The organism is Arthrobacter antibioticus (assembly GCF_030063205.1).
Lineage (GTDB): Bacteria > Actinomycetota > Actinomycetes > Actinomycetales > Micrococcaceae > Specibacter.
On record NZ_JASISQ010000009.1, the window covers coordinates 112466 to 134532 of the forward strand.

25 protein-coding genes are annotated in these 22067 nt (G+C 55.0%); 18 read left to right on the forward strand and 7 right to left on the reverse strand.

Annotation, left to right across the window (positions count from 1 at the left end; genetic code table 11):
* The first annotated feature begins 9 nt into the window (after positions 1–9).
* The 12 genes from QMG40_RS16025 (at position 10) to QMG40_RS16080 (ending at position 9142) form a co-directional block, all read left to right on the forward strand.
* Positions 10–1143, forward strand: a complete 1134-nt coding sequence (locus QMG40_RS16025; RefSeq protein ID WP_283532119.1) for an acyl-CoA dehydrogenase family protein — start codon at positions 10–12, stop codon at positions 1141–1143.
* Entirely contained in the window at positions 1140–1805 is a 666-nt protein-coding gene (locus tag QMG40_RS16030) for a transglutaminase-like domain-containing protein (protein WP_283532120.1), read from the forward strand. Before QMG40_RS16025 ends, QMG40_RS16030 begins: the two co-directional genes overlap by 4 nt.
* 14 nt (positions 1806–1819) lie before the next feature.
* Positions 1820–2593, forward strand: a complete 774-nt coding sequence (locus QMG40_RS16035; RefSeq protein WP_283532121.1) for a maleate cis-trans isomerase family protein — start codon at positions 1820–1822, stop codon at positions 2591–2593.
* A gap of 32 nt (positions 2594–2625) precedes the next feature.
* Positions 2626–3108: a MarR family winged helix-turn-helix transcriptional regulator gene (locus QMG40_RS16040; protein WP_283532122.1), complete on the forward strand. Its 483-nt coding sequence runs from the start codon at positions 2626–2628 to the stop codon at positions 3106–3108.
* 93 nt (positions 3109–3201) lie between these two features.
* Positions 3202–3825: a DsbA family oxidoreductase gene (locus QMG40_RS16045; protein WP_283532123.1), complete on the forward strand. Its 624-nt coding sequence runs from the start codon at positions 3202–3204 to the stop codon at positions 3823–3825.
* Positions 3822–4337, forward strand: a complete 516-nt coding sequence (locus QMG40_RS16050) for a nucleoside deaminase (RefSeq protein WP_283532124.1) — start codon at positions 3822–3824, stop codon at positions 4335–4337. Before QMG40_RS16045 ends, QMG40_RS16050 begins: the two co-directional genes overlap by 4 nt.
* A 13-nt stretch (positions 4338–4350) precedes the next feature.
* Positions 4351–4671: a DMT family transporter gene (locus QMG40_RS16055; protein ID WP_283532125.1), complete on the forward strand. Its 321-nt coding sequence runs from the start codon at positions 4351–4353 to the stop codon at positions 4669–4671.
* 34 nt (positions 4672–4705) lie between these two features.
* On the forward strand, positions 4706–5140 hold the full coding sequence (locus QMG40_RS16060; RefSeq protein WP_283532126.1) for a DMT family transporter: 435 nt from the start codon (positions 4706–4708) through the stop codon (positions 5138–5140).
* A 280-nt stretch (positions 5141–5420) separates the two neighbouring features.
* Positions 5421–6353 (forward strand): pseudouridine-5'-phosphate glycosidase, encoded by a 933-nt coding sequence (locus tag QMG40_RS16065; RefSeq protein WP_283532127.1) that lies wholly within the window; start codon positions 5421–5423, stop codon positions 6351–6353.
* The gene (locus tag QMG40_RS16070; protein WP_283532128.1) at positions 6337–6990 is read left to right on the forward strand and encodes an HAD family hydrolase; all 654 of its coding nucleotides are present in this window, start codon (positions 6337–6339) and stop codon (positions 6988–6990) included. The genes QMG40_RS16065 and QMG40_RS16070 overlap by 17 nt, the downstream gene beginning before the upstream one ends.
* A gap of 12 nt (positions 6991–7002) precedes the next feature.
* A complete protein-coding gene (locus tag QMG40_RS16075; RefSeq protein WP_283532129.1) occupies positions 7003–8385 on the forward strand; it encodes an MFS transporter in 1383 nt (460 codons plus the stop codon).
* Positions 8375–9142, forward strand: a complete 768-nt coding sequence (locus QMG40_RS16080; RefSeq protein ID WP_283532130.1) for a hypothetical protein — start codon at positions 8375–8377, stop codon at positions 9140–9142. The genes QMG40_RS16075 and QMG40_RS16080 overlap by 11 nt, the downstream gene beginning before the upstream one ends.
* Before the next feature lie 755 nt (positions 9143–9897).
* On the opposite strand, the gene QMG40_RS16085 is transcribed toward QMG40_RS16080, so the two are convergent.
* Positions 9898–10734: a hypothetical protein gene (locus QMG40_RS16085; RefSeq protein ID WP_283532131.1), complete on the reverse strand. Its 837-nt coding sequence runs from the start codon at positions 10732–10734 to the stop codon at positions 9898–9900.
* Between the two features lie 252 nt (positions 10735–10986).
* Between QMG40_RS16085 and QMG40_RS16090 the strand changes: the two genes are divergently transcribed.
* On the forward strand, positions 10987–11580 hold the full coding sequence (locus QMG40_RS16090; RefSeq protein WP_283532132.1) for a recombinase family protein: 594 nt from the start codon (positions 10987–10989) through the stop codon (positions 11578–11580).
* Between the two features lie 443 nt (positions 11581–12023).
* Here the strand turns inward: QMG40_RS16090 and QMG40_RS16095 are convergent, their stop codons facing one another.
* Positions 12024–13064 carry a PDDEXK nuclease domain-containing protein gene (locus tag QMG40_RS16095; RefSeq protein ID WP_283532133.1) on the reverse strand — a complete coding sequence of 347 codons (1041 nt, stop codon included), beginning with the start codon at positions 13062–13064 and terminating at the stop codon, positions 12024–12026.
* Positions 13065–13704: 640 nt separating this feature from the next.
* On the opposite strand from QMG40_RS16095, the gene fdxA reads away from it, so the two are divergent.
* Together fdxA and QMG40_RS16105 are read left to right on the forward strand one after the other, a co-directional pair.
* A complete protein-coding gene (fdxA, locus tag QMG40_RS16100) occupies positions 13705–14037 on the forward strand; it encodes a ferredoxin (protein ID WP_283532134.1) in 333 nt (110 codons plus the stop codon).
* Positions 14038–14099: 62 nt separating this feature from the next.
* The gene (locus tag QMG40_RS16105) at positions 14100–14258 is read left to right on the forward strand and encodes a hypothetical protein (protein WP_283532135.1); all 159 of its coding nucleotides are present in this window, start codon (positions 14100–14102) and stop codon (positions 14256–14258) included.
* A gap of 234 nt (positions 14259–14492) precedes the next feature.
* Here QMG40_RS16105 and QMG40_RS16110 read toward each other — a convergent pair whose 3' ends face one another.
* Positions 14493–15131 (reverse strand): HD domain-containing protein, encoded by a 639-nt coding sequence (locus QMG40_RS16110; RefSeq protein WP_283532136.1) that lies wholly within the window; start codon positions 15129–15131, stop codon positions 14493–14495.
* Positions 15132–15282: 151 nt separating this feature from the next.
* Between QMG40_RS16110 and QMG40_RS16115 the strand changes: the two genes are divergently transcribed.
* Together QMG40_RS16115 and QMG40_RS16120 are read left to right on the forward strand one after the other, a co-directional pair.
* The gene (locus QMG40_RS16115) at positions 15283–16263 is read left to right on the forward strand and encodes a GlxA family transcriptional regulator (RefSeq protein ID WP_283532137.1); all 981 of its coding nucleotides are present in this window, start codon (positions 15283–15285) and stop codon (positions 16261–16263) included.
* A gap of 398 nt (positions 16264–16661) precedes the next feature.
* Positions 16662–17102 (forward strand): Fur family transcriptional regulator, encoded by a 441-nt coding sequence (locus QMG40_RS16120; protein ID WP_283532138.1) that lies wholly within the window; start codon positions 16662–16664, stop codon positions 17100–17102.
* Between the two features lie 608 nt (positions 17103–17710).
* Here the strand turns inward: QMG40_RS16120 and QMG40_RS16125 are convergent.
* From QMG40_RS16125 to QMG40_RS16135, 3 genes are all read right to left on the reverse strand, one after another.
* Positions 17711–17968 (reverse strand): hypothetical protein, encoded by a 258-nt coding sequence (locus tag QMG40_RS16125; RefSeq protein ID WP_283532139.1) that lies wholly within the window; start codon positions 17966–17968, stop codon positions 17711–17713.
* 642 nt (positions 17969–18610) lie between these two features.
* Positions 18611–19081: a cyanase gene (gene cynS / locus QMG40_RS16130; protein ID WP_283532140.1), complete on the reverse strand. Its 471-nt coding sequence runs from the start codon at positions 19079–19081 to the stop codon at positions 18611–18613.
* A 33-nt stretch (positions 19082–19114) separates the two neighbouring features.
* Entirely contained in the window at positions 19115–19774 is a 660-nt protein-coding gene (locus tag QMG40_RS16135) for a carbonic anhydrase (protein WP_283532141.1), read from the reverse strand.
* 116 nt (positions 19775–19890) lie between these two features.
* Between QMG40_RS16135 and cynR the strand changes: the two genes are divergently transcribed.
* On the forward strand, positions 19891–20763 hold the full coding sequence (gene cynR, locus QMG40_RS16140) for a transcriptional regulator CynR (protein WP_283532150.1): 873 nt from the start codon (positions 19891–19893) through the stop codon (positions 20761–20763).
* Between the two features lie 508 nt (positions 20764–21271).
* On the opposite strand, the gene QMG40_RS16145 is transcribed toward cynR, so the two are convergent.
* Positions 21272–21898 (reverse strand): helicase associated domain-containing protein, encoded by a 627-nt coding sequence (locus QMG40_RS16145; protein WP_283532142.1) that lies wholly within the window; start codon positions 21896–21898, stop codon positions 21272–21274.
* Between the last annotated feature and the right edge of the window lie 169 nt (positions 21899–22067).

Genomic DNA, 22067 nt, shown 5'->3' on the forward strand with positions numbered 1-22067 from the left:
GAATCGGCAATGACAACAACGATGACAAACACCCGATGGTCCGGTTTCATTGAAGCGTTTGGCGCCACAGGCAACGATCATGCTGAGCACCGCAGCGATGGTCTTGCCGTTGACATGTGGGAACAGTTGTCCGAGAGCGGAGTCTTCGCAACCTTCGCCGAAGCCGACACAGAGCATGCTGGATTGAAAACTGCTGTCAGCCGCATGCGGGAATTAGGACGAACAAGCCCGGACCGTGGGCTAACATTCTCGGCGGTGACTCAACTGGCCAGCACCATCTACTGCCTGCGCGCCTTCGCAGACCGCGGCATTCAGGAGCGTTATCTTCCGGAAGCCGAGACCGGAACTGCCATCAGCGGCCACGCGATCACCGAAGCTGAGGCGGGCTCCGACGTGATGAACATGTCCACTACCGCGACCCGGCACGGTGATCACTACGTCCTAACGGGAACGAAGCGTTTCATTACGAACGCCCCGGTGGCTTCGACGCTGGTGGTTTACGCCAAAACCGTTGAGGAGGACGGCTCTGACAAGGGTCTTTCAGCTTTCCTTGTGGAGACGTCGTGGCATGGAATGGACACCACCGGCGTCATGCCAACAGCGGGGTTGCGGACCTCGCCCATTGGTACGGTCAGCATGGACCATGTGAAGGTGCCCGCAGGAAACAGGATTGGCCACATCGGTGCCGGATTGCTCATTCTCGATCAGGTCATGAAACGTGAAACCCTCCTTGCCTTCGCTGCGAACCTCGGAGAGATGGAACAAGTCGTGGCCGACGCCGTTCGGTATGTCAATCAACGTAAACAGTTCGGTGTCACGATCGGCAGCAATCAGCTGGTGGCAAACCGCATTGTTGAAACACAGGTCGCCATCGAGCTCGGCGGAGCACTACTGAACTCAATTGCTGACCGCCTTGATGGCTTCGAGGACGTGACGATTCCCATTGCCGCGGCCAAGATTTTCATCAGTGAGGCCAACGTCCAATCCGTGATCAATGCACTTCAGGTTCACGGTGGAAATGGGTATCTTAGAACCTCTCCGCTTGCTACTCATCTTTTGGATGCGGTACCAGGGGCGATCTATTCAGGTTCGAATGATCTGCTGCGCACGAAGATTGCCACGATGCTGGGAGTAGCAACATGAGTCGTATCGACCCTCTCCTGACCAACTCAACCCAGGTCTTCGACTTCGAAAACCCTGCAGTCTTGAAGTTCATCAAAGACTCCGGCTGCTACGTGGAGCCGAACATCGCCAAAGCAGTTGAAAAGCTACACGATGAGGTCCGCGACACCATTGACTACAACGTATTCAACGTCTCCCTGCACCCCGGGCTCACCGCTTCCGAGGTTATTTCCGAATCATCGGGTTTCTGCCTTCATAAAAGCGTTCTCTTCGTCGCATGTTGCCGGAAGCTGGGGGTGCCGGCGCTGCTGTGCTCTGACGTCGTGACCAACCACGTTGCCGATGCTGCGATGCTCGAACTTGTCGGCGGCGAAGAATTTCTGCACTGGTACGCGCGGATCTATCTCAACGGACGGTGGATCAAGGCGGCACCAATCTTCAACAGTCTGTTGTGCATGATCTACGGCATTGACGTCCTGCGCTTCAACCCTGACGGGGACTCCATTGAGCAACGCAACGGCAGAAGCTCGAAAATGATCTACAGCGGCCAGCAGCACTCATACCCCAATCCATCAATGGAAGAACTAATCCAGGTAATACGGGACAAACACCCCAGAATGGTTAGCGACACCGGACGGACCCCAGCCTCCCACACCCTGACTGGCACGAAAATCGCCAACTAGAAAGGCAGAATGACATGTGGAAATACGACGGCTGGGAATCCGATTTCAAGCTCGGGATCTTAACGCCACACGCAGACGTTGGCCCCGAAGCAGAAGCCCAAGCAATGCTCTCCGGCCTGCGGGCAACTGTCCACGGCGCGCGGGTTGACTTCAGCCCGATGCATCCGGGAGGAAGCATCGACGAAAAAATTGCCCACGATCCAGTCCTGAGGTTCATCCATCCAGAGGTAATCGACCACACAGTTCAGAGTCTGTCTCACTCACCCTTGGACGCAATCGGACTTGCATTTACCAGTTCTTCATTCAAAATCGGTGCAGAACGGGAGCAACGGCTGCTTGCGAGGCTGGCCACCGTCAGCTACGGGATCAGACTTGAAACTACTGGTACTGCGGCTACTGCAGCCATAAAACACCTTGGCTTAACTTCGATCGCCGTCATGGCGCCATCCTGGTTCGATGATCAGCTTTGCCGTGAGGGAGCTGCTTACTTCGTAAACCAGGGAATTGACGTGATTTCTGCGACGCCAAGCGGCCCGCCCGGAGGTCCTCGAGCGATCACAGCGGAGGCCATGACGCATGCAGTTAAGGAACTTGTTGATACAACCGGCGCGAAAGCGGTGTTCATAGCCGGCAATGGGCAGCGGGCCATTGGTGCGATCGACCACCTTGAGCGCCATCTTGGCATCACTGTGCTGACGGCAAATCAGGTTCTCCTGTGGGCAACTCTGGCTGGCACCGACCTGCAAAACAAGATCACGGGCTATGGGCGGCTCTTTGCGGAAGGGTGATTGAGAGAATTCAATATGATATAGTTATATGCATGTACATGGATTCTTCTTCTGATTCGGCGGGGGGGGTCCGCATACGCGACCTCAGCGCAGGCTGGTGCCAGGTTGCCGCGGTAGTGGCTGCGGTAGACACTACCCTCGGTAAGTGGCTTGCGGAAAACTATGGCATTGGTCTTACCGAGTACCGTGCAGCACTTCTTCTCAGTCGGGCCCCGAGCAACGAGCTGCGAATCGCGGAGCTCGCACACAGGGTCGGGCTCACCCAGAGCTCAGTGACTCGGCTGGTGGGTCGCATGGAGAGTAAGCATCTGGTCGTCCGCGACACCTGTCCCGACGATGGGAGGGGTGTCTATGCGGTAATCACCGACCGGGGGCTGGACGCCATTAAGGAAATCCACGAGCCCTACGGGGCTAAGATCTCTGATTTGCTGCAGAATGCAGCAGATCTTTACCCGCAGCTCGACATTGTGGACTTAGACCACACCTTCGAAACGATCGGTAAATTGATTTCCTGATCTGGAACCCTGCGGGGTTTTTTAATCTTATACATGTATGCACATGCAAATTTTATGCTATGTGCCACGACTAAGAATGAGGGGTTGTTCAGATTGAGCACAAAAGTAGATGTCTTCGTGGACTATGTCTGTCCATTCTGCTTCCTGGCCGAGGACGCGATCGAGGAACTGAAACGTGATCGGGATGTCGAGGTGCGGATCCGTCCGTTTGAGCTGCGGCCAGCCCCGGTTCCTACACTACGGCCGGAGGACGACTACCTGCCGCGCATTTGGAATGCCTCGGTCTACCCGATGGCATACCGCATCGGAGTTCCCCTTACGCTGCCCTCGGTCTCTCCGCAGCCGCGAACGGAAAAGGCATTCATGGTGTTGCAGCTGGCCCAGGAAGCGGGCAAGGCGGATGTGTACTCCAATGCCATATATAAAGCGTTCTTCCAAGACGATCTTGACATAGGTGATGATGCGGTTATTACTGACGTCGCCGTTTCTGTTGGACTTGACAAAGCTGGGGTGGAAGCGGCCCTGATAAGTGACGAACGCCGTGCCAGACACCGCGCCAATCAGGATCATGCAGTGAACACTGTGGGGATCACCTCAGTGCCCGGCATCATGATTGAAGGGATCCTGCTTAGCGGCGTTCCCGACGCGGGCCGGCTGAAGAGGGCTGTTGACAGCTTTACTGGACTTATCCCTGTGGTTCCGGTAGTTCGGTCATGAAGGCTTCTTCTCCCGAGTTGCTGAAGCTAATGGAGGAAGCTGTAGCGCGGTGCGTTGCTCACGTTGAGGTCGGGGGACTGCCTTTCATGGGGGTAGTCGTTGATGGTAATCGAGTTATTTCGACGTTTGGTGTCAATCAGGTCCGGGAGACGCATGACCCTACCGCTCACGCCGAAATTGTCGCAATGCGGGACGCAATGTCGGCTCAGGGACGCACGGACCTGGCTGGAACAGTCCTGTTGGCAACAGGCGAGCCGTGCGGGCTTTGCTACCGGTTTGCGATCGACCACGGCATCGAAACCATTTACGTTGCCGTCGACCGCGACACGGTGGCCGAGTGGGGCTTCGACTATCGCTCCAGCTACTCGTCGCTGGAGGTATCCGACGAAAGTCGTGCCGGGCTTTATCATCCACTCCCCGTTGAGCATGGCAACGAGCCGTTCATACGCCATCTGCAAACGCCAGGACTCACCGAGCACAAAGATCTGCGTTCACACAACCAATTGAACTGAAAGGAACACCATCATGAATTGGCTCTACCTGGGCATCGCCGTTATCTTCGAGGTTGCCGTCGGCATCCTAGCCGGAAAAGCACAAGGATTTACCAAACTCTGGTGGACGATCGCCACTCTCATCAGCGGCGCAATCGCCACCTTCTTCCTCAGCCTTGCACTCCTGACGTTCGACGTTGGCGTCGGATACGCGATCTGGACCAGTGTCGCCGGGGTCGGGATTGTTATCATCGGCGCCCTTTTCCTCTCCCAGCGTCTGACCTGGAAGAAATTCATCGGCATCGCCGTCGTTATCGCCGGTGTCGTAGGGCTGAACCTCAGCGCCGCCGCTTGATCCTCACTCCCAACATCCTGAAAGGACTCCTAATATGACCACCACAACAAATGCTTCAAACAATTCGGCAAAGATTGCAGCCGAGAAGAAAACAGGCCCATGGGCAGCTCTGCTGCTAGCCGGAATATTCGAGGTGGGCTACGCCCTCACTGTGAACGGAAGCGAAGGCTTCACCAATCTCACATGGTCCCTGATTGCAATTGTGTTCTTCCTCTTCACCCTCTTCTTCCTCAGCGTGGCCCTAAAGAAAATCGACGTTGGAATCGGCTACGCAGTGTGGGCGGGGATCGGTGCAGTGGGGGCTGCACTTCTGGGTCCTGTCTTCTTCGACGAAACCCTGACCTTGACCAAGGCGTTCTGGCTAGCAGTCATCATAGGGGGTGTCGTCTGGCTCAAACTCGCCGACAGCCCCGCGCTCGAAGCCAGGAAACAAACCATTGGGAAAACCACTCCAGAACCAACTCAGTAACGACGAGAATTCCCCCTCGACCCACGGCATGCTAGGCACTCTAGCCGCTGCGGACGGGCTTCAATCGGCAAATTCGATGATGTCGATGATTTTATACATCAGAAACCAAATCACCGCGGAAAGATGTGGTTCCCTACACAAAACCACATTTCGCGCTCTCCGTCCTACGAGGCCTTAGTGGCTCTCATACAGACACGCCACCCGCTCACGGTCAATGAAACGGGTCTTGTAACCATCGCGGCAGCGCTATTCGATCCCGCAGGAACCCAAGGAATTCATAATGTTAAATGACTACACAGACGTATCAGACGAAGTACGTTCCGCCCTTTCTGAGGACAGACCCGTCGTTGCGATGGAGACATCAGTTGTCTCCGGCGGAAAGTACCCCACCAATTTTGCCTCCGCCCAAGAAGTCGATGACGCCATCCACGCAGCTGGAGCGACACCCGCACGCGTAGCTCTCATCGATGGTCGAATCAAACTAGGCCTAACGCCAGAAGAACTCGAGCGTCTCGCCCACGAAAACTCCCCCCGCAAAGTCGGAACCCGCGACCTTGCCGTCGCGCTCTCAACAAACCTGACAGCTGGCACAACTGTTTCATCTAGCATCATCGTCGCGGCCAGCGTCGGCATCAAGGTCTTCAGCGTCGCAGGAATCGGAGGCGTCCACCGAGGAGCTGAAACCTCCTTGGACATCTCCACTGATCTTGAGGAATTAGCACGCCAACCGATCGCCGTGGTTTGCGCCGGAGCAAAATCACTCCTCGACCCGGCACTCACCTTGGAGTATCTGGAAACTAAGGGCATTCCAGTGGTTGGCCTGGGAACACAGATGTTCCCGAACTACTATGGAGTGTCCTCCGGGCAGGAAGTCCCGTGGACACTTAACAGCATCGATGAGGTGGCCAAATTCATTGGTATTCACCTGGCGTTGAACCTTCCCGGAGGTGTGATCGTCACCAAGCCCATTGCTGACGATGCAGCCCTCGCGCCGGAAATACTCAACGACGCTGTCGAGGTAGCTTTGACCCAAGCGCGGGAGCAGGGGGTCAGAGGCCAGGCCCTGACCCCAGTGGTGCTCTCCGCCATCTCAGCGTCGACGGACGGGGCAAGCGTGCACGCTAACAGGGCTGTTCTCGTCTCAACAGCAGTAGCCGCGGCGGAAATTGCCAACAAATTGCAGGTTGGGGTTCTCAGTGGCAATCATATTTGATCTTGACGGAACCCTGCTGGATACACCCATGGGAATTGTTCATGTAGTAAACATGACAGCAGAACAACTGGGCCTCGCGGCTCCATCAGATACAACCATTCGTGCCATGATCGGCAAACCTCTCCAAGAGATGTTCATCTCCTTCGGCTGGCCTGCTTCCACGTCCGAACAATCACTCACTATTTTCCGCTCCCTGTTCTCCGAACACGTTGTAAGTATGGCCCCCTCCCTAGTCTTTCCAGGAATGCGGCGATCACTTGAAGCTCTCATGTCGGAGCATCGCCTCGCCGTCGCCACCAGCAAAGTCCTCCAAAGCGCCGAAGAAATACTCACAGCGGCGGGGCTCCGCGAATATTTCGAAGTCGTGCTCGGCGCTGACAGCGTCCCCAAACCCAAACCAGCTCCTGACATGGCGTTGCTTGTCGCCAGCTGTCTCGGAGTCTCCCCAGATTCATGCACCGTCATAGGAGACTCCGTCCATGACATGAAGATGGCTATTTCCGGGGGAATGACCGGCGTTGGAGTGACCTGGGGTGTCGACACGCGTCACGCTTTGTCCGTAGCAGGAGCTTCTCTCATCTGGGATGAGCCCACCAAAATTCCCAGTTCCCTTCTCTCCCAGCCACTTCAGCACTAAGGAAGTCTGACTTTGACTACGACTAGCACGCCCGTCGAAAAGCGAACGGGCGTACAAACCCTGACACTCATCGTGATATCCATTGCACAGTTCATCATCGCACTGGACTACTCCATCGTTTACGTCGCACTACCCAGCATCGGAGCCGAGCTGGCAATGAACGGTGCATCACTCCAATGGGTGGTCAGCTCCTACGCACTTCTCTTCGCCGGACTCCTTCTCCTCGGCGGACGAATCGTCGATAAATTCGGCGGCAAGAGTGTCTTCATCGGATCCATTCTGCTTTTTGGGCTCTCCAGCCTCTTAGGCGGCATCGCCGATAACGCAACCCTCCTCCTTCTCGCCAGAGCACTCCAGGGCATTGCCGCCTCAGCATTACTCCCCTCTGTTCTAGCCCTCCTTAGCCAGACCTTTCCTGGCGGTAAACTGCGCAGCAACGCCTATGCCATATGGGGCGCGGTCGGGGCTTCAGGCCTAGCTGCGGGCGTAGTTTTGGGCGGCCTGTTAACCACATTCTCCTGGCGATGGACCTTCCTGATCAATATCCCGCTCGTTATCATCTGCGGAATAGGTGCTGTTAAAACCTTCCGCAGTAAAAACCCCCAGACAAAACCGACCACCATTCCGGTGATGTCTAGCATCGCCGGCACGGCAGCCATACTCCTTGTCGTACTGACTCTCACTCTCCTGGCAGACCCAGAAACATCACCAGGGCTCTTCTGGTCAGTGACGGTGCTGGCCATTCTCGCGGTCCTGGCATTCCTGTTCAACGAACGCCGCTCCGACTCACCCCTCATAGAGAGGCCACTGCGTAAATTACATGCATTGAGAGCAGGCACAATCGCGGCAGGTCTCTACATGGCCAGTGTCGGCACCGAGTTCTTCCTGGTAACCCTCTACCTCCAAGAACAACGAGGCTACTCCGCCCTCGCCGCCGGGATTGCTTTCCTCCCCCTCGCTGCCATGGTTACTGCCGGCAATGTCGTTGCTGGCAAGCTGATTGTCAGCAACAGCGTCCAACGCGTCCTTGGTCTGGGTTTCGCAATTTCAGCCGGGGGACTGCTACTGCTGGCAGTTTCCCTCGGTATCGACAACTTCTGGTTGGGACTATTGCCAGGATTCCTCTTGAGCGGCTTCGGTCACGGGCTCATCTATACCGCGATGTTCGTGCTCGGCACCTCTGACGCTCCGCAAGAAAGCCAAGGCGCCGCTGGATCGTTGATCACAACATCTCAATACGTAGCAGGCGGCATAAGCCTTGCCCTGCTCGTACTCGTCATAGCATTAACAGGTCCTGAGCTGGGGTATCCGCTGGCATTCGGCATAAACGCAGCCTTCGCCCTGATAGGTGTTGTCGTGGCACTCACACTCAAGGTTCGCTCCAATGCCACTTAACAGCACCCCGGAAACCCCCGAAAAAAACCACGACCGATACCGAGTGGGGATCGTTGTGGTAGACAACGATCCAGTTCCAGAAATGGAGATCAACCGACTGGCACCGCTGGGGGTCTCCATACATGTCAGCCGATTCAGGCTTCCTCGGGAAATTGGAGAAGAATTTCTGGGCGACCAGATTCCCGCGCAACAGCCAGGAGCGCATCTGGTTGCTGCATTAGAAACACTAAACCGAATCGGAGTTGACGCTGTCGGTCTCTGCTTTACCAGCAGCAGCATCTTCGACCCGGAAACCTTCGACAAATCCTTCATTAACGCTGCGCTAGAAATCAACGGAGATTGGAACGTTGCCACAGCAGCACAAGCAATCATTTCTGACATGGAACGCAAGGGTGCCCGCAGCCCTTACATCGTTGTGCCTCCATGGTTCACAACTCCCACCATCGACGCCCTGATGTCCTATCTAAAGCTCTACGACATAGGATCTTCCGGATTCCACCAGCACGAGTTAGGAACTACATGGGACGCCTACCCGCGCCAAGATCGCTTCGACTTAGGAGCAAAATGGGAAATTCAACCTCGACAGCTAGTTGATGATCTGCACTCTCGGAACCTGATGGGTGCTGACTCCATACTCATTCCGGGCAGTGGATTCCCTAGTCTGGACCTCCTTAGCAAAGAACCAGCCCAGCCCCCGCTCCCCCTTTTCAGCGCCAACAAATCTCTGCTGAACGAACTCCTCCGCCAAGCCCATTAAAGAACGAAGGGAGTCAAAAATGGTGCACTCAACAATGGCAGATCAGGCCGCCTCTGCCCCCCGAATGGTCATCACAAGTCACCGCAAAACCGGCTACACCATACCGGCCCGTCACTAACAATGGAACGGGATCCGGCGCTATGGGGCTCTGGCTCGTGATGCCTGATCACGGAGCCAGCCAAACCTGCCGTCCTTTTCTGGTCGGTCCCTGCTCCATCCCGGGAGCACACGATCCAGAATCTGCTCCACAACGTGGGTATGTTGTGATGCCTCCCTTGTTGTACCGATGACGTAACCGGAATATTGATTTTTCACTCTCCGACTCACTAGCTCGGGTCTACCCAAGGTTTAATTGACAGGTTGTGCAGACCCCTTGGTTGGTAATTCTCGTAACTATGTCTCACAACGTTCTGCTTGAATGGGGGCGAGTTCAGGTGGTGAGTGCAACACCCCTCAGAACTCAAGGTGTTGCACTCACCCCCTGAAATCGCCGGGTGTGTACACCGTTAGTTACGAAAAACATCGGAGCAGCCCTTCACGGCACCAAGAGGCATGACACGCAGCTGATTCTCGTTCCCCAACTAAGCATCCCAGTACCTTCATGCCGTCTGGAGGCAGCTCACCGTCAGATGCCACGTACTGGGTGGGACCCAACCACCGCGTTTGTCGTGAGGTCCCGCGTAGCTCCGCGCAGAGCTCACTGACAACGGCACTTAGACGTATAGAGGAAACGGGTAGCATCGAATGATCACGGCTCAGGTTTTAGGCCCACTGAGGACAAATTGAATCACGGACAGAAGAAGAGTTGCAAGAATGGGAAGTACTACTTTCAAATCCGTGCGGGGTATGAAATCAAACCATCGACGTTCAACGTGAACTAAGGCGTCCAACTTTGACACTTGTGTCCAGTTCCCGGATCCAACTCGAAGGATTGCCCTAGCAAAGTCGCTGCGCAGATTAGTTATAGCTGATACATCTCCGTGCATGGCCACCACCACGTAGCGACGCAAAACCGTGGCGCATTGCCTTGCTTGCCGTTTGTGCGGTCGCCTAGAGCTCTTAACCAATCCTCCCATCTTTCTATATGACGTTTGAAAAATGGCGGCAGCACTGTCTATTTCTTTAGCCAGCTGCAGTCTTAATCTGACCGACGTGTCGTTCGTCAGTAAGTTCTCTGAAATTTCGAGGACTCGCAGGAGCCTGTTTATGACTCTCATGTCTATATAGGTCGATTCGATACGTGAGGCTCGCAGAAGAGGGAGCACCACAATGGCGACGGCAACAAAAAACAGCGTTAATACGAAAAGAACGTCGACTCTATTATCGACTTTATATAGTGATACGGGAATGGAAATGAGGAGATAGCCAAGGGCTCCCAAAATGACGGGCAGCCATACTACGACGACGTACTCACGCTGGCTTGGCATGCCTCTAAGTCGTGCGGCTACCCGAGCAGCAGCACTATGGTCCCAAGCCACGTCGGTGAGGAACTCAAGCATGTGAGTTGAAATTGAAAAATTCTGCTTCGAGCGCACTGGGACTCTGGGTGTTCGCCAATTCTGCAGCAGCAGTGAACGTATGGGGGTGCTCATACGTAACCGTCTTGAATTTCTCTCAGAGGGATCATTGCCCAACAATATCTGGACATCGAAAGATCAGAAATTGGCGTCGCCTACCGGGCCCAATCATGTCGAGACGTTCATTGCAGACGCTGGGCGCTTTGAGCCTGGCGCCCAACGTCCATCAGGGTGTACCCGTGCGAACAGGTAATAAACGGCGCCATCGGACGTATATCAGGGTCCGCTTCAGTTATTGTTAGACATAACTGACGGAGGGTCTTAAAGATGGTTGGTCATAAAGGGCAAGTGGTTGGCTATGTACGGGTTAGTGCTGCCGACCAGAACGAGGCGCGCCAACTTGAAGCACTTGGCCCGGTCGATAGGTTGTTCTCTGAAAAAGTCAGCGGCAAGGACACAGATGGCAGAGCCCAACTCCAAGAGATGCTCACCTACGTCCGGGACGGGGACAAGGTTCGGGTGAAGTCACCGGATCGGCTGGCACGGTCCACGACGGACCTTCTTGCTCTCGTTGAACAACTCAAAGCCAAGGGCGTTGCTTTAGAGTTCATCGACAACCCTGCCCTGAATACCGACACACCTCAGGGCGAGTTCATGCTTACTGTCCTCGCTGCCATCGCGCAGTTGGAACGCAAGACTATCCGTGAGCGACAGGCCGAAGGTATTGCCATCGCCAAGAGGAACGGCGTCTACGAGCGGGTTCTGAAGCTTACATCGGAGCAGATCCAGCTGGCACGCGAGCGGATTGGCCAGGACGTGCCCAAAGCCAAGGTGGCTCGAGATCTTGGAGTCTCACGACAGACGCTGTACGCAGCCCTGAACGGCAGCGGGAAGTACGCCCAGGTGAGTTCAGGACTCTGATTCTATTTATGAGCGATGGATAGGACATCTTTTAAAGGCACACTATCCCTGCCGCGATTTTTTTCAAGATGGACGTTGTCAACAAGGGCGGGAAAGTTCAGGCGAGTGAAACCTGGCCTTTGACGAGGCTCTCGACTCGTTATCTGCGATGACAGTATGCGAATCGGGAACCCGCAGTTCCTGCATTTGTAATGGTGGGCACCCTGGTTCAAGTGCCCACCACTATTGACGTGACGTCTAGCCCTTGCCGAGCGTGGATCCTGCTTTGGATTTTGCCGGTTTGCTCGAGGAATTCGAGGCTAGTTTAGCCCCCGCCTTTGAGAGTGCAGCTTTTGATGGCTTCGATGGAGTGCCCATGTTTGACCTCCGTTCTTGGTTTTCCTGCCACTGGTGCAGATAGGCCAGAGATTACAATGAGGCTCAGACATTTAGCAGTTGAAGCATTACTCGGTGTCGTGGGGCAGAGTATCAAGAGCTGCGGTGAGTTGGTCCTCTGCAGGCACCAGCGCACGGTCAGAGCTGGTGAGCTGGTCGTAGGTGTAGGAAGCAACAGCCATCGGTGAAGTGGACCGGCCGAGTGCGTAGCGCACAGTGTGGTCGTTTTTACTGCCGCAGATGAGGATGCCTACAGTGGGGGAGTGGGCCTCTCGGCGGAGCTTGTCATCCACCAAGGCGACGTAAAAGTTTAGTTTGCCGGCGAACTCAGGCTGGAATTTACCGGTCTTGAGCTCGATGACAAAATAGCGCAGCTGTTCGACATGGAAGAACAGCAGATCGATGTAGAAATCGTCTCCTTCCACTTCTAGATGTACTTGGCGCCCAACAAAGGCAAACCCAGGACCCATTTCACGCAAGGTTTCCACAATACGGTCCATGAGTGCCTGCTCAAGATCGCGTTCAGCGACCTCGCCTGAGAGCCCTAGGAACTCGAACGCGTAGGGGTCTTTGGCGACTTGTTGTGCTAACTCCGAGTCAGGGGCTGCTAGATGCTGGGTGAAATTCGAAGGTGCGGTCCCGCTGCGCTGCATGGACCGGTTCATCATCATGTTTAGCAGGACGTTGCGCGACCACCCATATTCCACCGCAGCGGCCGTATACCACTGACGTTCCTCTGTGGAATGAGCCTTGTCTAAGAGGGTGCGGATATGTCCCCATGGCAATTGCGCCACAAGCTGTGGCACATTTGCCTCGCCGCCCCATTCACTGGCCATCGTCCGCATATATTGCAGATTCCGTTGGGAAAAACCACGCATCTGTGGGAACTCTGCCCGCAGGTCGTCGGCTAGTCGACGAATGATCCCGGCACCCCACCCATGGGCCTCTTGTCGGAGCAGGATCTGGCGGCCAATGCCCCAATACAGGCCAATTAGTTCCGTGTTTACTCTGCGTTGAGCGGTTAGCCGTGACTGGCGTACCTGGTCCTTCAACGCCGCCAGCACGTCAGCATAGTCATCAGGAAGGGGAAGTATCTCAGCATCGGTCATTCTTCCACCCTATCCAAGCGTGCGGACATCCTGGGGCTTGAGCCGGAGGATACATTTTATGGGCACTCGACCAGTTCCAGATGTCGAATAGATACTTCTTATGGAGACTGGAATATTCCCATCTGCAACGAGTTGAAGAAACTCGGTGGTGAACCAGCCCGTACTTCATAGACGCCATCCTGGGCGTCTAACCGGAGAGATCCTGATCATCATGCCTGCTGCAAAGCAGTCGCAAGAATGCTACGCGACGATTCAAAGGATATTTTCCTTGATGATGAGAAATCTCCGGATGAGACACTTTGGTGGGATGTTTCGGAGTCTGCACAAGTTGCCTATACCCTGCGATTTACTCCGCTGGCTGTCAGTCTGGGAAGTGGCTGTTGCTTGTCTTGTTAATGGTTCCTTTGTTAGGACAACAATCAGTCGAGACAATACCTTTGTACAGATGGTACTATCCTCATCCTTACTTTGTGGTCTTGTCGTGGCGAGTGCAGTGAAGGCTTCGCCTGGGTCCACACGAAGCATGCGTCTTGGTGCGATTTGATCTATGGTTGAGGCCACAACCATTGGTAGTTGTTTATTTTGCTTGCCAGAGCTTCCTGGTGTGTGTCTCTGAGTTCTGTGTTAAGAGGTGCAGACCGTGACTTATGTGATCGCTCAGCCATGTGTTGACGTTGTTGACCGTGCTTGCGTGGATGAATGTCCGGTGGATTGTATTTATGAGGGAGAACGAGCCCTCTATATACAACCGGATGAGTGTATCGACTGTGGTGCATGCGAACCTGTTTGCCCGGTGGAGGCGATCTATTACGAAGACGACCTCCCCATGGAATGGGACGAGTACCTAAAAGATAATGTCCGCTTTTTTATGGACACTCTCCCTGGCCGTGCAGTCCCAGTGGGGTCCCCTGGCGGAGCCATGAAGTTTGGTTCGCTTGGGGTAGATACTCCGCTAGTTGCAGCTCAACCTTGACAGTGTGGATGATGCTGATAGCTCGCCCCATGTTCCGAAATATACAACGCTAGGACGCAGACATGTCGAAGTTCACTGAAAAAGTAGCCTCATTGTTTCATCGAAGGCGGTTGGTAACACAAGAGGATGCAGCGGAGATTGCGGACTGGGTTGGTGAAGGTGGTGCCGCTGATCCTGATGGTCCACCCCGGGTGGACAAGGATAGTGAGGACCACCGCTAGTGGTGCCACCTAGCGAACTGGTGGCTCGAAAGAGTGAGCCTGATAAATTGGTTTAAGACCAGACTGCAGACTTGTTTCACCATTGAGTTGTTCACGGTGTTACCCATATGCTCTGGATTGATCACCTTGGCTAAACATGGTGATTGTTCAGATCAATCATGCGCACCAGCAATTCCCGCATGCTAAAGAGTCGAAGTGAGCCAGCAATATCTGATGCGTTTGCTGCTTGTTCTTTTACTCGGGCCAGTCACTTCCAAGAATTTTCTCGACGAAATCTTCGCGGACGAAGGATGGATCGTAGTAGGAAAGGACGTCCGCGTTAACGTTTCCAAACGTCGTGCTCGGACGATGGATGTTTCCATGGGTGAAAGCCTCGAGGATGCGCCGTTTGAAGTCGGGTCGGGGGTGGGCGTTAGTGACGCTTGAGAGGACCGACGGGTCCAGCTGCTGGTAGCCGATACCGAGAACATCTGTTTCGACACCTGCAGTTACCAGAGCCACCTCCGGTGCGAGGAATTCAGGGATCGAGGGGGTTGTGTGGAGCGCAATGGCCAGCCAGACCTTGTCAACGAGGTTAGTATCTATCCCACGCTGGAGGAGGAAGTCGCGAGCAGCGTTGGCGCTATCTACCTCAAATCGATGTGTTTCGGTGCCATATTCAGTTGTGAGGCCGAGGTCATGGAACATCGCACCGACATAGAGTAACTCCAGATCAGGGGTCAGCCCGCGCCGCTGTCCTTGGAGAGCGCCGAAGAGGAACACACGTCGGGAGTGATGGTAGATCAGATCGGTTGTGGCCTCGCGGACGAGTTCGGTCGCATCGCGAACTAGCGCGGTGTCCGGGATCGTGATTCCAGCAATTGTCTCAGTCATGGTTTGCCTTTCAAGAGTAAGAGATTTTGTGCTTCTATCTCCCATCTTCGTCTTCTTTGACTCCACAGCGCTATGTCCGATCGGACTAAGATAGCGTAATAACGGACATAGAGGTATATATCACTGAGGTTACTCATAAAGGAGACTGACCATGCTGCGTGGGCGAGCTATTAGTGTGGGCATGGTTGCCTTCGACGGCGCGCAGCTCCTAGACATCACCGGGCCCTTAGAGGTCTTCAATCAGGCCAATCGTTTGGGGGTAGCGAACTATCACCTCCAGATCATCGGGTGGAGAGACCTTAAGGTAATCACCTCATCCGGTGTTCAACTTGTGGCTGACATCTTGGCAACAGACTGTGCCCCGGTTGACCTGTTGATAGTCAGCGGAGCGGACGACCTTTCACAGCTGCCAACCGGTCCAAGTTCGCGGGAGCAACTAGAGCGATTGATGCACCACTCATCGCGAGTGGCGTCGATCTGCACAGGTGCTTTTATCCTTGCCTCGGCCGGACTTCTTGATGGGCGTCAGGCAACAACTCATTGGAAGCACGCTGATGCACTTGCGGGCAGGTTTCCCCGTGTTCAGGTCGACCCAGATTCCATTTTTGTTCGAAGTGGACGTTTTATCACCAGCGCCGGTGTGACCTCCGGTATCGATCTCGCACTCGCGCTTGTCGAAGAGGACCATGGGCCAGATCTCGCGCGCGACATCGCTCGCGAACTTGTCGTATTCCTGAGACGGCCCGGTGGGCAATCACAATTCTCCATACGTCAACGCACACCCGTTACCATGGATATGCGACTCCACAAACTCATGGACGCTATTACTAATGATCCGGCGGAAACTCACACAGTTGAATCTATGGCAAGCACCGTTGCCATGAGCTCACGGCACCTGCGACGTCTTTTCCACCGCGAAATTGGTATAACACCGGGGGGGTTCATCAGCAAAACTCGCCTCGAGGCTGCGCGCATGCTTTTAGAACAAGGGCTCAATGTCACCCAGGCGGCCACCCGAGCCGGATTCGCCAATGATGAAGCCCTTCGCCGCGCCTTCAAAGGAACCTATGACACGCTTCCGACCACTTATCAGGACTGCTTCCGAACGACTCAAGCTGAACCCGTGGACTAAATAAAGCATCTGTTTATTGAATGCCTCAGCCACTCGATTAAATATTGGGAGGAACTCCTGCCCGCTTAACTACAGCCCTCTTGGGCTGGCGGATGTTTCCTCAGATCAGATTCAAGGCAAAATTCACCAAGCTCCGTCAGTGTCATTGAAGGCCATGCTCTCCAGAGACACCTAGCACCAGTATCAACGTCCCCAAAACTTTGACGGCCCGGTAGCTTCGGCGCCTTCTGATGGAGAAGAATTTAATGTCAGAGGAGTGAAGTGCGCTCGGTATATGCCCGTGTAAGGGCTGATCCACCACATGTGTATCCATGCTAAGGATGCACATGTCGGTGGTGATCATGCGAGTGACTAATGAGTTGTTTTGAGTAACTAAAAACAACTGGTACTGTTGTTTCATGAGCAGAGATGAGCGGCACGTAGTCTTCCAGGACCGGCTTCGATCGGCTGGCTTGAAGGTTACGGCCCCACGCGTCGCTGTTTTAGGCATTTTGTCAGACCGTGAGCATCTTGATGCCGAAACTATTTTTTCTGCGGTTTTTGTGCTGCTGCCGAGGGCTTCCCTGCAGACCGTTTACGGTGTGTTGGCGGCACTTGTTTCTGCGGGTCTGGTTCGAAAGATCGAACCTGCGGGGTCGGCAGCACTCTACGAATGTCGCGTCGGTGATAATCACCACCATATGGTATGTCTCACTTGCAAACGAGTTGAGAACGTCGATTGCGTTATCGGTGCGAGTCCATGCCTTACACCCTCGAACTTCAACGGTTTCGTCATCAGCGCAGCTGAAGTAAATTTCTGGGGCTTATGCTCCGAGTGCCAATTAGTCGCCGCGCTTTAGGGCCCCGACGCAGCTAAATAATTCATAGCTGGCAGCGAATTTTTTAGCACACTACTAAGACCTTCTACACGGCCACTTTTGTGATGCCTAAATCTAGCTAATATCAAAGGATCCCACATGAATACGTCACTTCTTTTCCCACTACGCCCTGTCCCATACGTCCTTGGAGAGAATCAATCAGATACCACTACATCAGCAGCGGGGCCACAAAAGGCTAGAGGCATTGCGCGTGCTCTACGGGGCTCATACGTGAGCACCATGGCCCCGAATTCAGTTCCTGGCTCCTATGTGAGCACCACTAAGCACCAGCCGGATTTTGAGGGAAGCTACGTTTCTTCGTCGGCACTCAGGGATCAGGGAGTCGGTTCGTACGTGAGCTGGGCTCCACGCTCAAAAAAATAGCACAAAAAAAATCTAATGGAGACCCAAAATCTGAGCAAAGTGGTGTGCCAGACCAATCTTTCAGTGTTCTAACTTCACCCGTCAAGGCTTCTGTAAGTTGACTGCCTCTTGTGCAACCAAGACAGAGTTTGGGTGGGATCGTAAAGCACCGCTACTGAGGCTAAGAGATAAATGGAAATTGCTCATCGTGAAGCGTGGGTATTGGGCTATTCCTTATCGATGTACGAGATTTTCAGCTGGTGCATTGTCTGATTCCCGTACAACTTCAACGTTGTGAGTAGTTTTCCTACCGCGCCAATATGTCCACCTTCAATAAGGCGAATGATTCCAGTCGTCAGGTCGCCTAGACGGCAAGCACCCACCATGACGCTCGCGCTGTGCAGGCTCAGGGCAGCATCCATAGCCTCGTCATTGTGATCCTCGATGATGGCATCACGGATCCGTTTAAAACGACCGGGCCACATACTGACGTACCGTTTCACAAAACTACAGCAGAGTGATCTTTCACCGTCAAGGGATTCCTCCAACGATTCTAGGGTTTCTTTGCAGACTAGCTCTAAGGGGCTATCTTCCATATTCCCGTGTCGGGCTCCCGGCTGCGTGGGTGTTGCTTGGGTGAGTCATGGTCCTCTGGTATTACGAGGGATTCCAACGTATACCCATAACGGACCAAACTATGAATCTCCCTAGAGTTGGATCCTTCGGAATCCTCGTCGGTATCAATGTGGACGGTGCGCCCAAAAGACAGTCTGGTTGAGACTGCCCACTGCGTGTTGATCGGCATGCTGATATGGATAGGGAATTTATACCTGGGTATATTTGGTGTCGCAGGTGGCGGGTGTTGAAGCCAAGTCTGTCTAGTTTCCAGACAACGACTTCATCGCCCTGGCTGAGGCGCTCGGGTGTGACCAGCTACCGATGCTCCTCGTCCAGAAGTCTTCGGTGTGAACGATCTTGTCGTCGTGAAGGGTCGTCGATCTTCCGTGACATGGGCGGCGGCGATATCGATGAATTTTGGACGCAGTTCCTGACGGTTCTTTTCTGCACGGGAAGTTTGGGGCAGCGGTGGCTGTGCCCTCATTTAAAGAACACAGCCATAGCGGGGATCAGAAGGGCTTGGTGGGGAGGTATTTTCCGTCGAGGGTGATCACAGCGCGTGATCCGCCGTCGGGGTCTTCAACTTTCTTGATGTCCAGCTTGAAGTTGATGGCACTGATGATGCCGTCTCCGAATTGTTCGTGTACCAGGGCCTTCAGAGTTGAACCGTAGACCTGAAGCATTTCGTAGAAGCGGTAGATGGTGGGGTCGGTGGGGATTCCGCCGGGGATGCTGCCGCGCAGTGGAATGGTCTGCAGCAACATGCTGGCGTCCTCGCCCAGACCCAACCGCTCAGAGATGATGTCCGCCGCGTTTTCAGGCAGTGGGTGCTGGCCAAGCAGGGCGGCGGTGACGAAGGCAAGGCTCAGGCCGGTCCCATCGGTCAGTTCCTGCCAGGAGAGATTCTTGCGCATCTTGGCGTCGATGATGGCGGCTGTCAGTTCCTCGCGAGGAGCCTGGGCGTTTTGGGAGTGGATCATGGTTTTTCCTTTGTTTGTGGTGGTATCGGGTGGTCAGGCGGCCAATCCGGATGTGGCCGGCGTGGCTCTGGTCTGGGGGTTGTTTGCAAGTGGGACAAAGTGGCCCGTGGCGCCGTCGAGGGTGTCGATGGAGCCGGTTTCGATGTCATAGACCCAGCCATGAAGGTTCAGTCGGTTCTGGTCCAAGGCTAGGGAGACGCAGGGATGTGTCTTGATGTTGGTCAGCTGGGCGTTAGCGTTCGCGCGGACCATGTCCGCGAGCCGCTCCTTGGCCGATACGTGGGTGCGGGCGGCGTTGACGGCCTTCGCCGCATCAGCATGGGCAAGCCAGCTGGCCACCGCTGGCAGGTGATCCAGGTCAGTGCCTGAGGAGATGGCGGTCATTGCTCCGCAGTCGGAATGGCCACAGATGATGATGTCCGTAACTCCCAGGACGGAGACCGCGTACTCAACTGTCGCAGAGACACCGCCGGGCTGTGGGCCGTAGGCCGGCACGATGTTGCCGGCGTTGCGGATCACGAACAAGTCACCGGGTTCTTGCTGGGTGAGCAATTCAGGCACGACACGGCTGTCCGAGCAGGCAATGAACAGAGCCTTCGGGCTTTGTGCGGTGGATAGCTCCTTAAAGAGCCCCAATCTCTTCGGGAAAGCTTCCCGTTGGAACTTCAGCACGCCTTCGATGATGTCTTGCATGGGCCCTCTCCTTGTTGGGGTTGTTGAACACTTCAAGAATGACGGAAATTTTCTATAGTGTCCAAGACTTGATTACTATGAACACAATAGTTATTCCCTATAGTTAGAGGTTCGTGATGCTACAGCAGATTCGTTATCTGAATGCGGTTGCGGACCACCAGAACTTCACCCGTGCGGCCGAGGCGCTGCGTGTCTCCCAACCAACCATGTCGCAACAAATCAAGCAGCTGGAGAAATCGCTGCATGTCCAGCTCTTGGACAGGTCCGGGCGGACCGTGCGGCTGACAGACGCTGGCGAGAACTACCTCCGCTATGCCCGCCGTGCCTTGCGGGAGCTTGACGCCGGAACCCGGGCTGTCCACGACGTTCAGGATCTGAGCCGTGGATCACTCCGGCTGGCGATGACGCCCACGTTCACCGCCTACCTGATCGGTCCACTCATCGAACGCTTCAGCACCCTCTATCCCGGCATAATCTTGAGCGTGCAGGAGACGACCCAGGACAGTATCGAGGCGGCACTGGCCGCGGACAGTCTCGATCTAGGTATCGCATTCACCCCGGTGCATTCAGCCGAGATAGAGCCCCAGGCACTCTTCGTCGAAACCCTTGGACTTGTCGTCGGCAACCACCACCTCCACGCCGGCGCCCATGCGCCCCTGACCCTGCGAGAGTTGGAACAAGAGAACCTTGCCCTGCTCAGGGGCGGCTTTGCCACCCGGCGCCATATTGATCTGCACTTCCGGGACCACGGAATTGCCCCCCACATAGCGATTGAGGCCGACTCCATCAGCGCGATCGTGGAAATCATCCGACGAGGCCAACTCGCCACCGTCCTGCCCGAAGCCATTGCCCGCGAACAGCCCGGGCTAGACCGGGTGGACCTCTCGCCGCCCATTCCGCCCCGCACAGCCGCCCTGCTCAGAAGGAAAGGCGCCTATCAGAGCGCAGCCAGCCACGCGTTCACAGAGCTGTTATCGACGTGGAGCTAGCCGCCTGATGCGCCCGCAACCAACACATCCACCCGTAAAAAACCTAACTTGCGCCATGGCACCATAACGGAAAGCAACGAGAACGTCGGATGGCGCCAAGCATCGTCTCCAGACCCTGACCGCATCCGACGACTCGATACTGGGCCTTCAAACCAAGGGCGCGGCACCATGCCAGGGAAGAAAGCCAACCCGTGGATCTGCCACCTCTCCCGGTATACACCATTGAGATCTCCCATACGGACACGGAATGGACGTGCAGACGACCAGAGACAATGACAATTTAAGGCGCGAGAGGACAGCTGCGTTTCGTCCTATCAATGGAACCATTATTGAGACTGGGCGATTTGAAATTCGTGCAGTGTTTCCGATCGGGAGCTGACTGTTCTCCGTGATCAGGAATCTTAGCCTGATGTATTAGAAGAGGTGGACGTTCGAGGCAACCTGAGGTGGACAGTCGTTGCAAATTTGAATCCTTATGATCGCTTCACGTCACTTTGGTGAATAGAGTCTATGTGCGGCTGTGCCAGCCGGGGCAGGCCGCATTTAAGGCTTCGAGTCGCCAGAGGCGTAGTGTTTTCTCGGCTCTTTTTTGGTGCTGGATGTGGAGCCAGACACCCAGAGTGTGTTCTTCTTCTGTTGCGTAGGCCCGGTATCTGGGTAGCTGCCCGGTGGCACTGATGTGTTCCTTGAGTTGGTTGAACCGGGTTTGCCAGTGCTGCTCGAGTTCCTGTGGTCGAGTGGGAACGTCCCATGTCGGCAGGCTGCCCATGAGCACTATTTTTGGGGCTGATAGTTCGCCGCGGTGGTGGGCGCGTCGTTGTTCACTGACCCAGGTGTGGAGGGATTTCTCTGTCTGGTCTCCGTTGTAGTGGGGGAGCCGTCCGTGGGCGGTGAGGAACTCGTGGGTTTCTTTGAGTTTGCGGCGCCACCCAGTGGTGGGCCGGTCAGAGCCTCGCAGAGCGAGCGCTGTCTCATGTTGGGCGCGTAGTCCTGGCTGGTGCTTCTCGCGGGTCTGGAGGTGGAGGTGGATGGTGTTGCGTTTCTTCTGGCATCGGTCGGATATTTCACGCACTGTCAGCCCGGCGGCGTACATCATGTCCCATTCAGGGTGTCTGGACACTTCCCAACCTGCCATGAGCGAAACACTAGCCCACCATCGTTGCTAAGAGCCAGACTTTCGTTTCCTTGTGGATAACTACAGCGATTTTTGGCCTTACATCGTTGCCCTGAGCATGATGCGCACAGTGGTGCAGTTGTCTGGCTTTCTGGTACTTGCCGCTTTGGGAGCGGCTGGATGCTGGGAC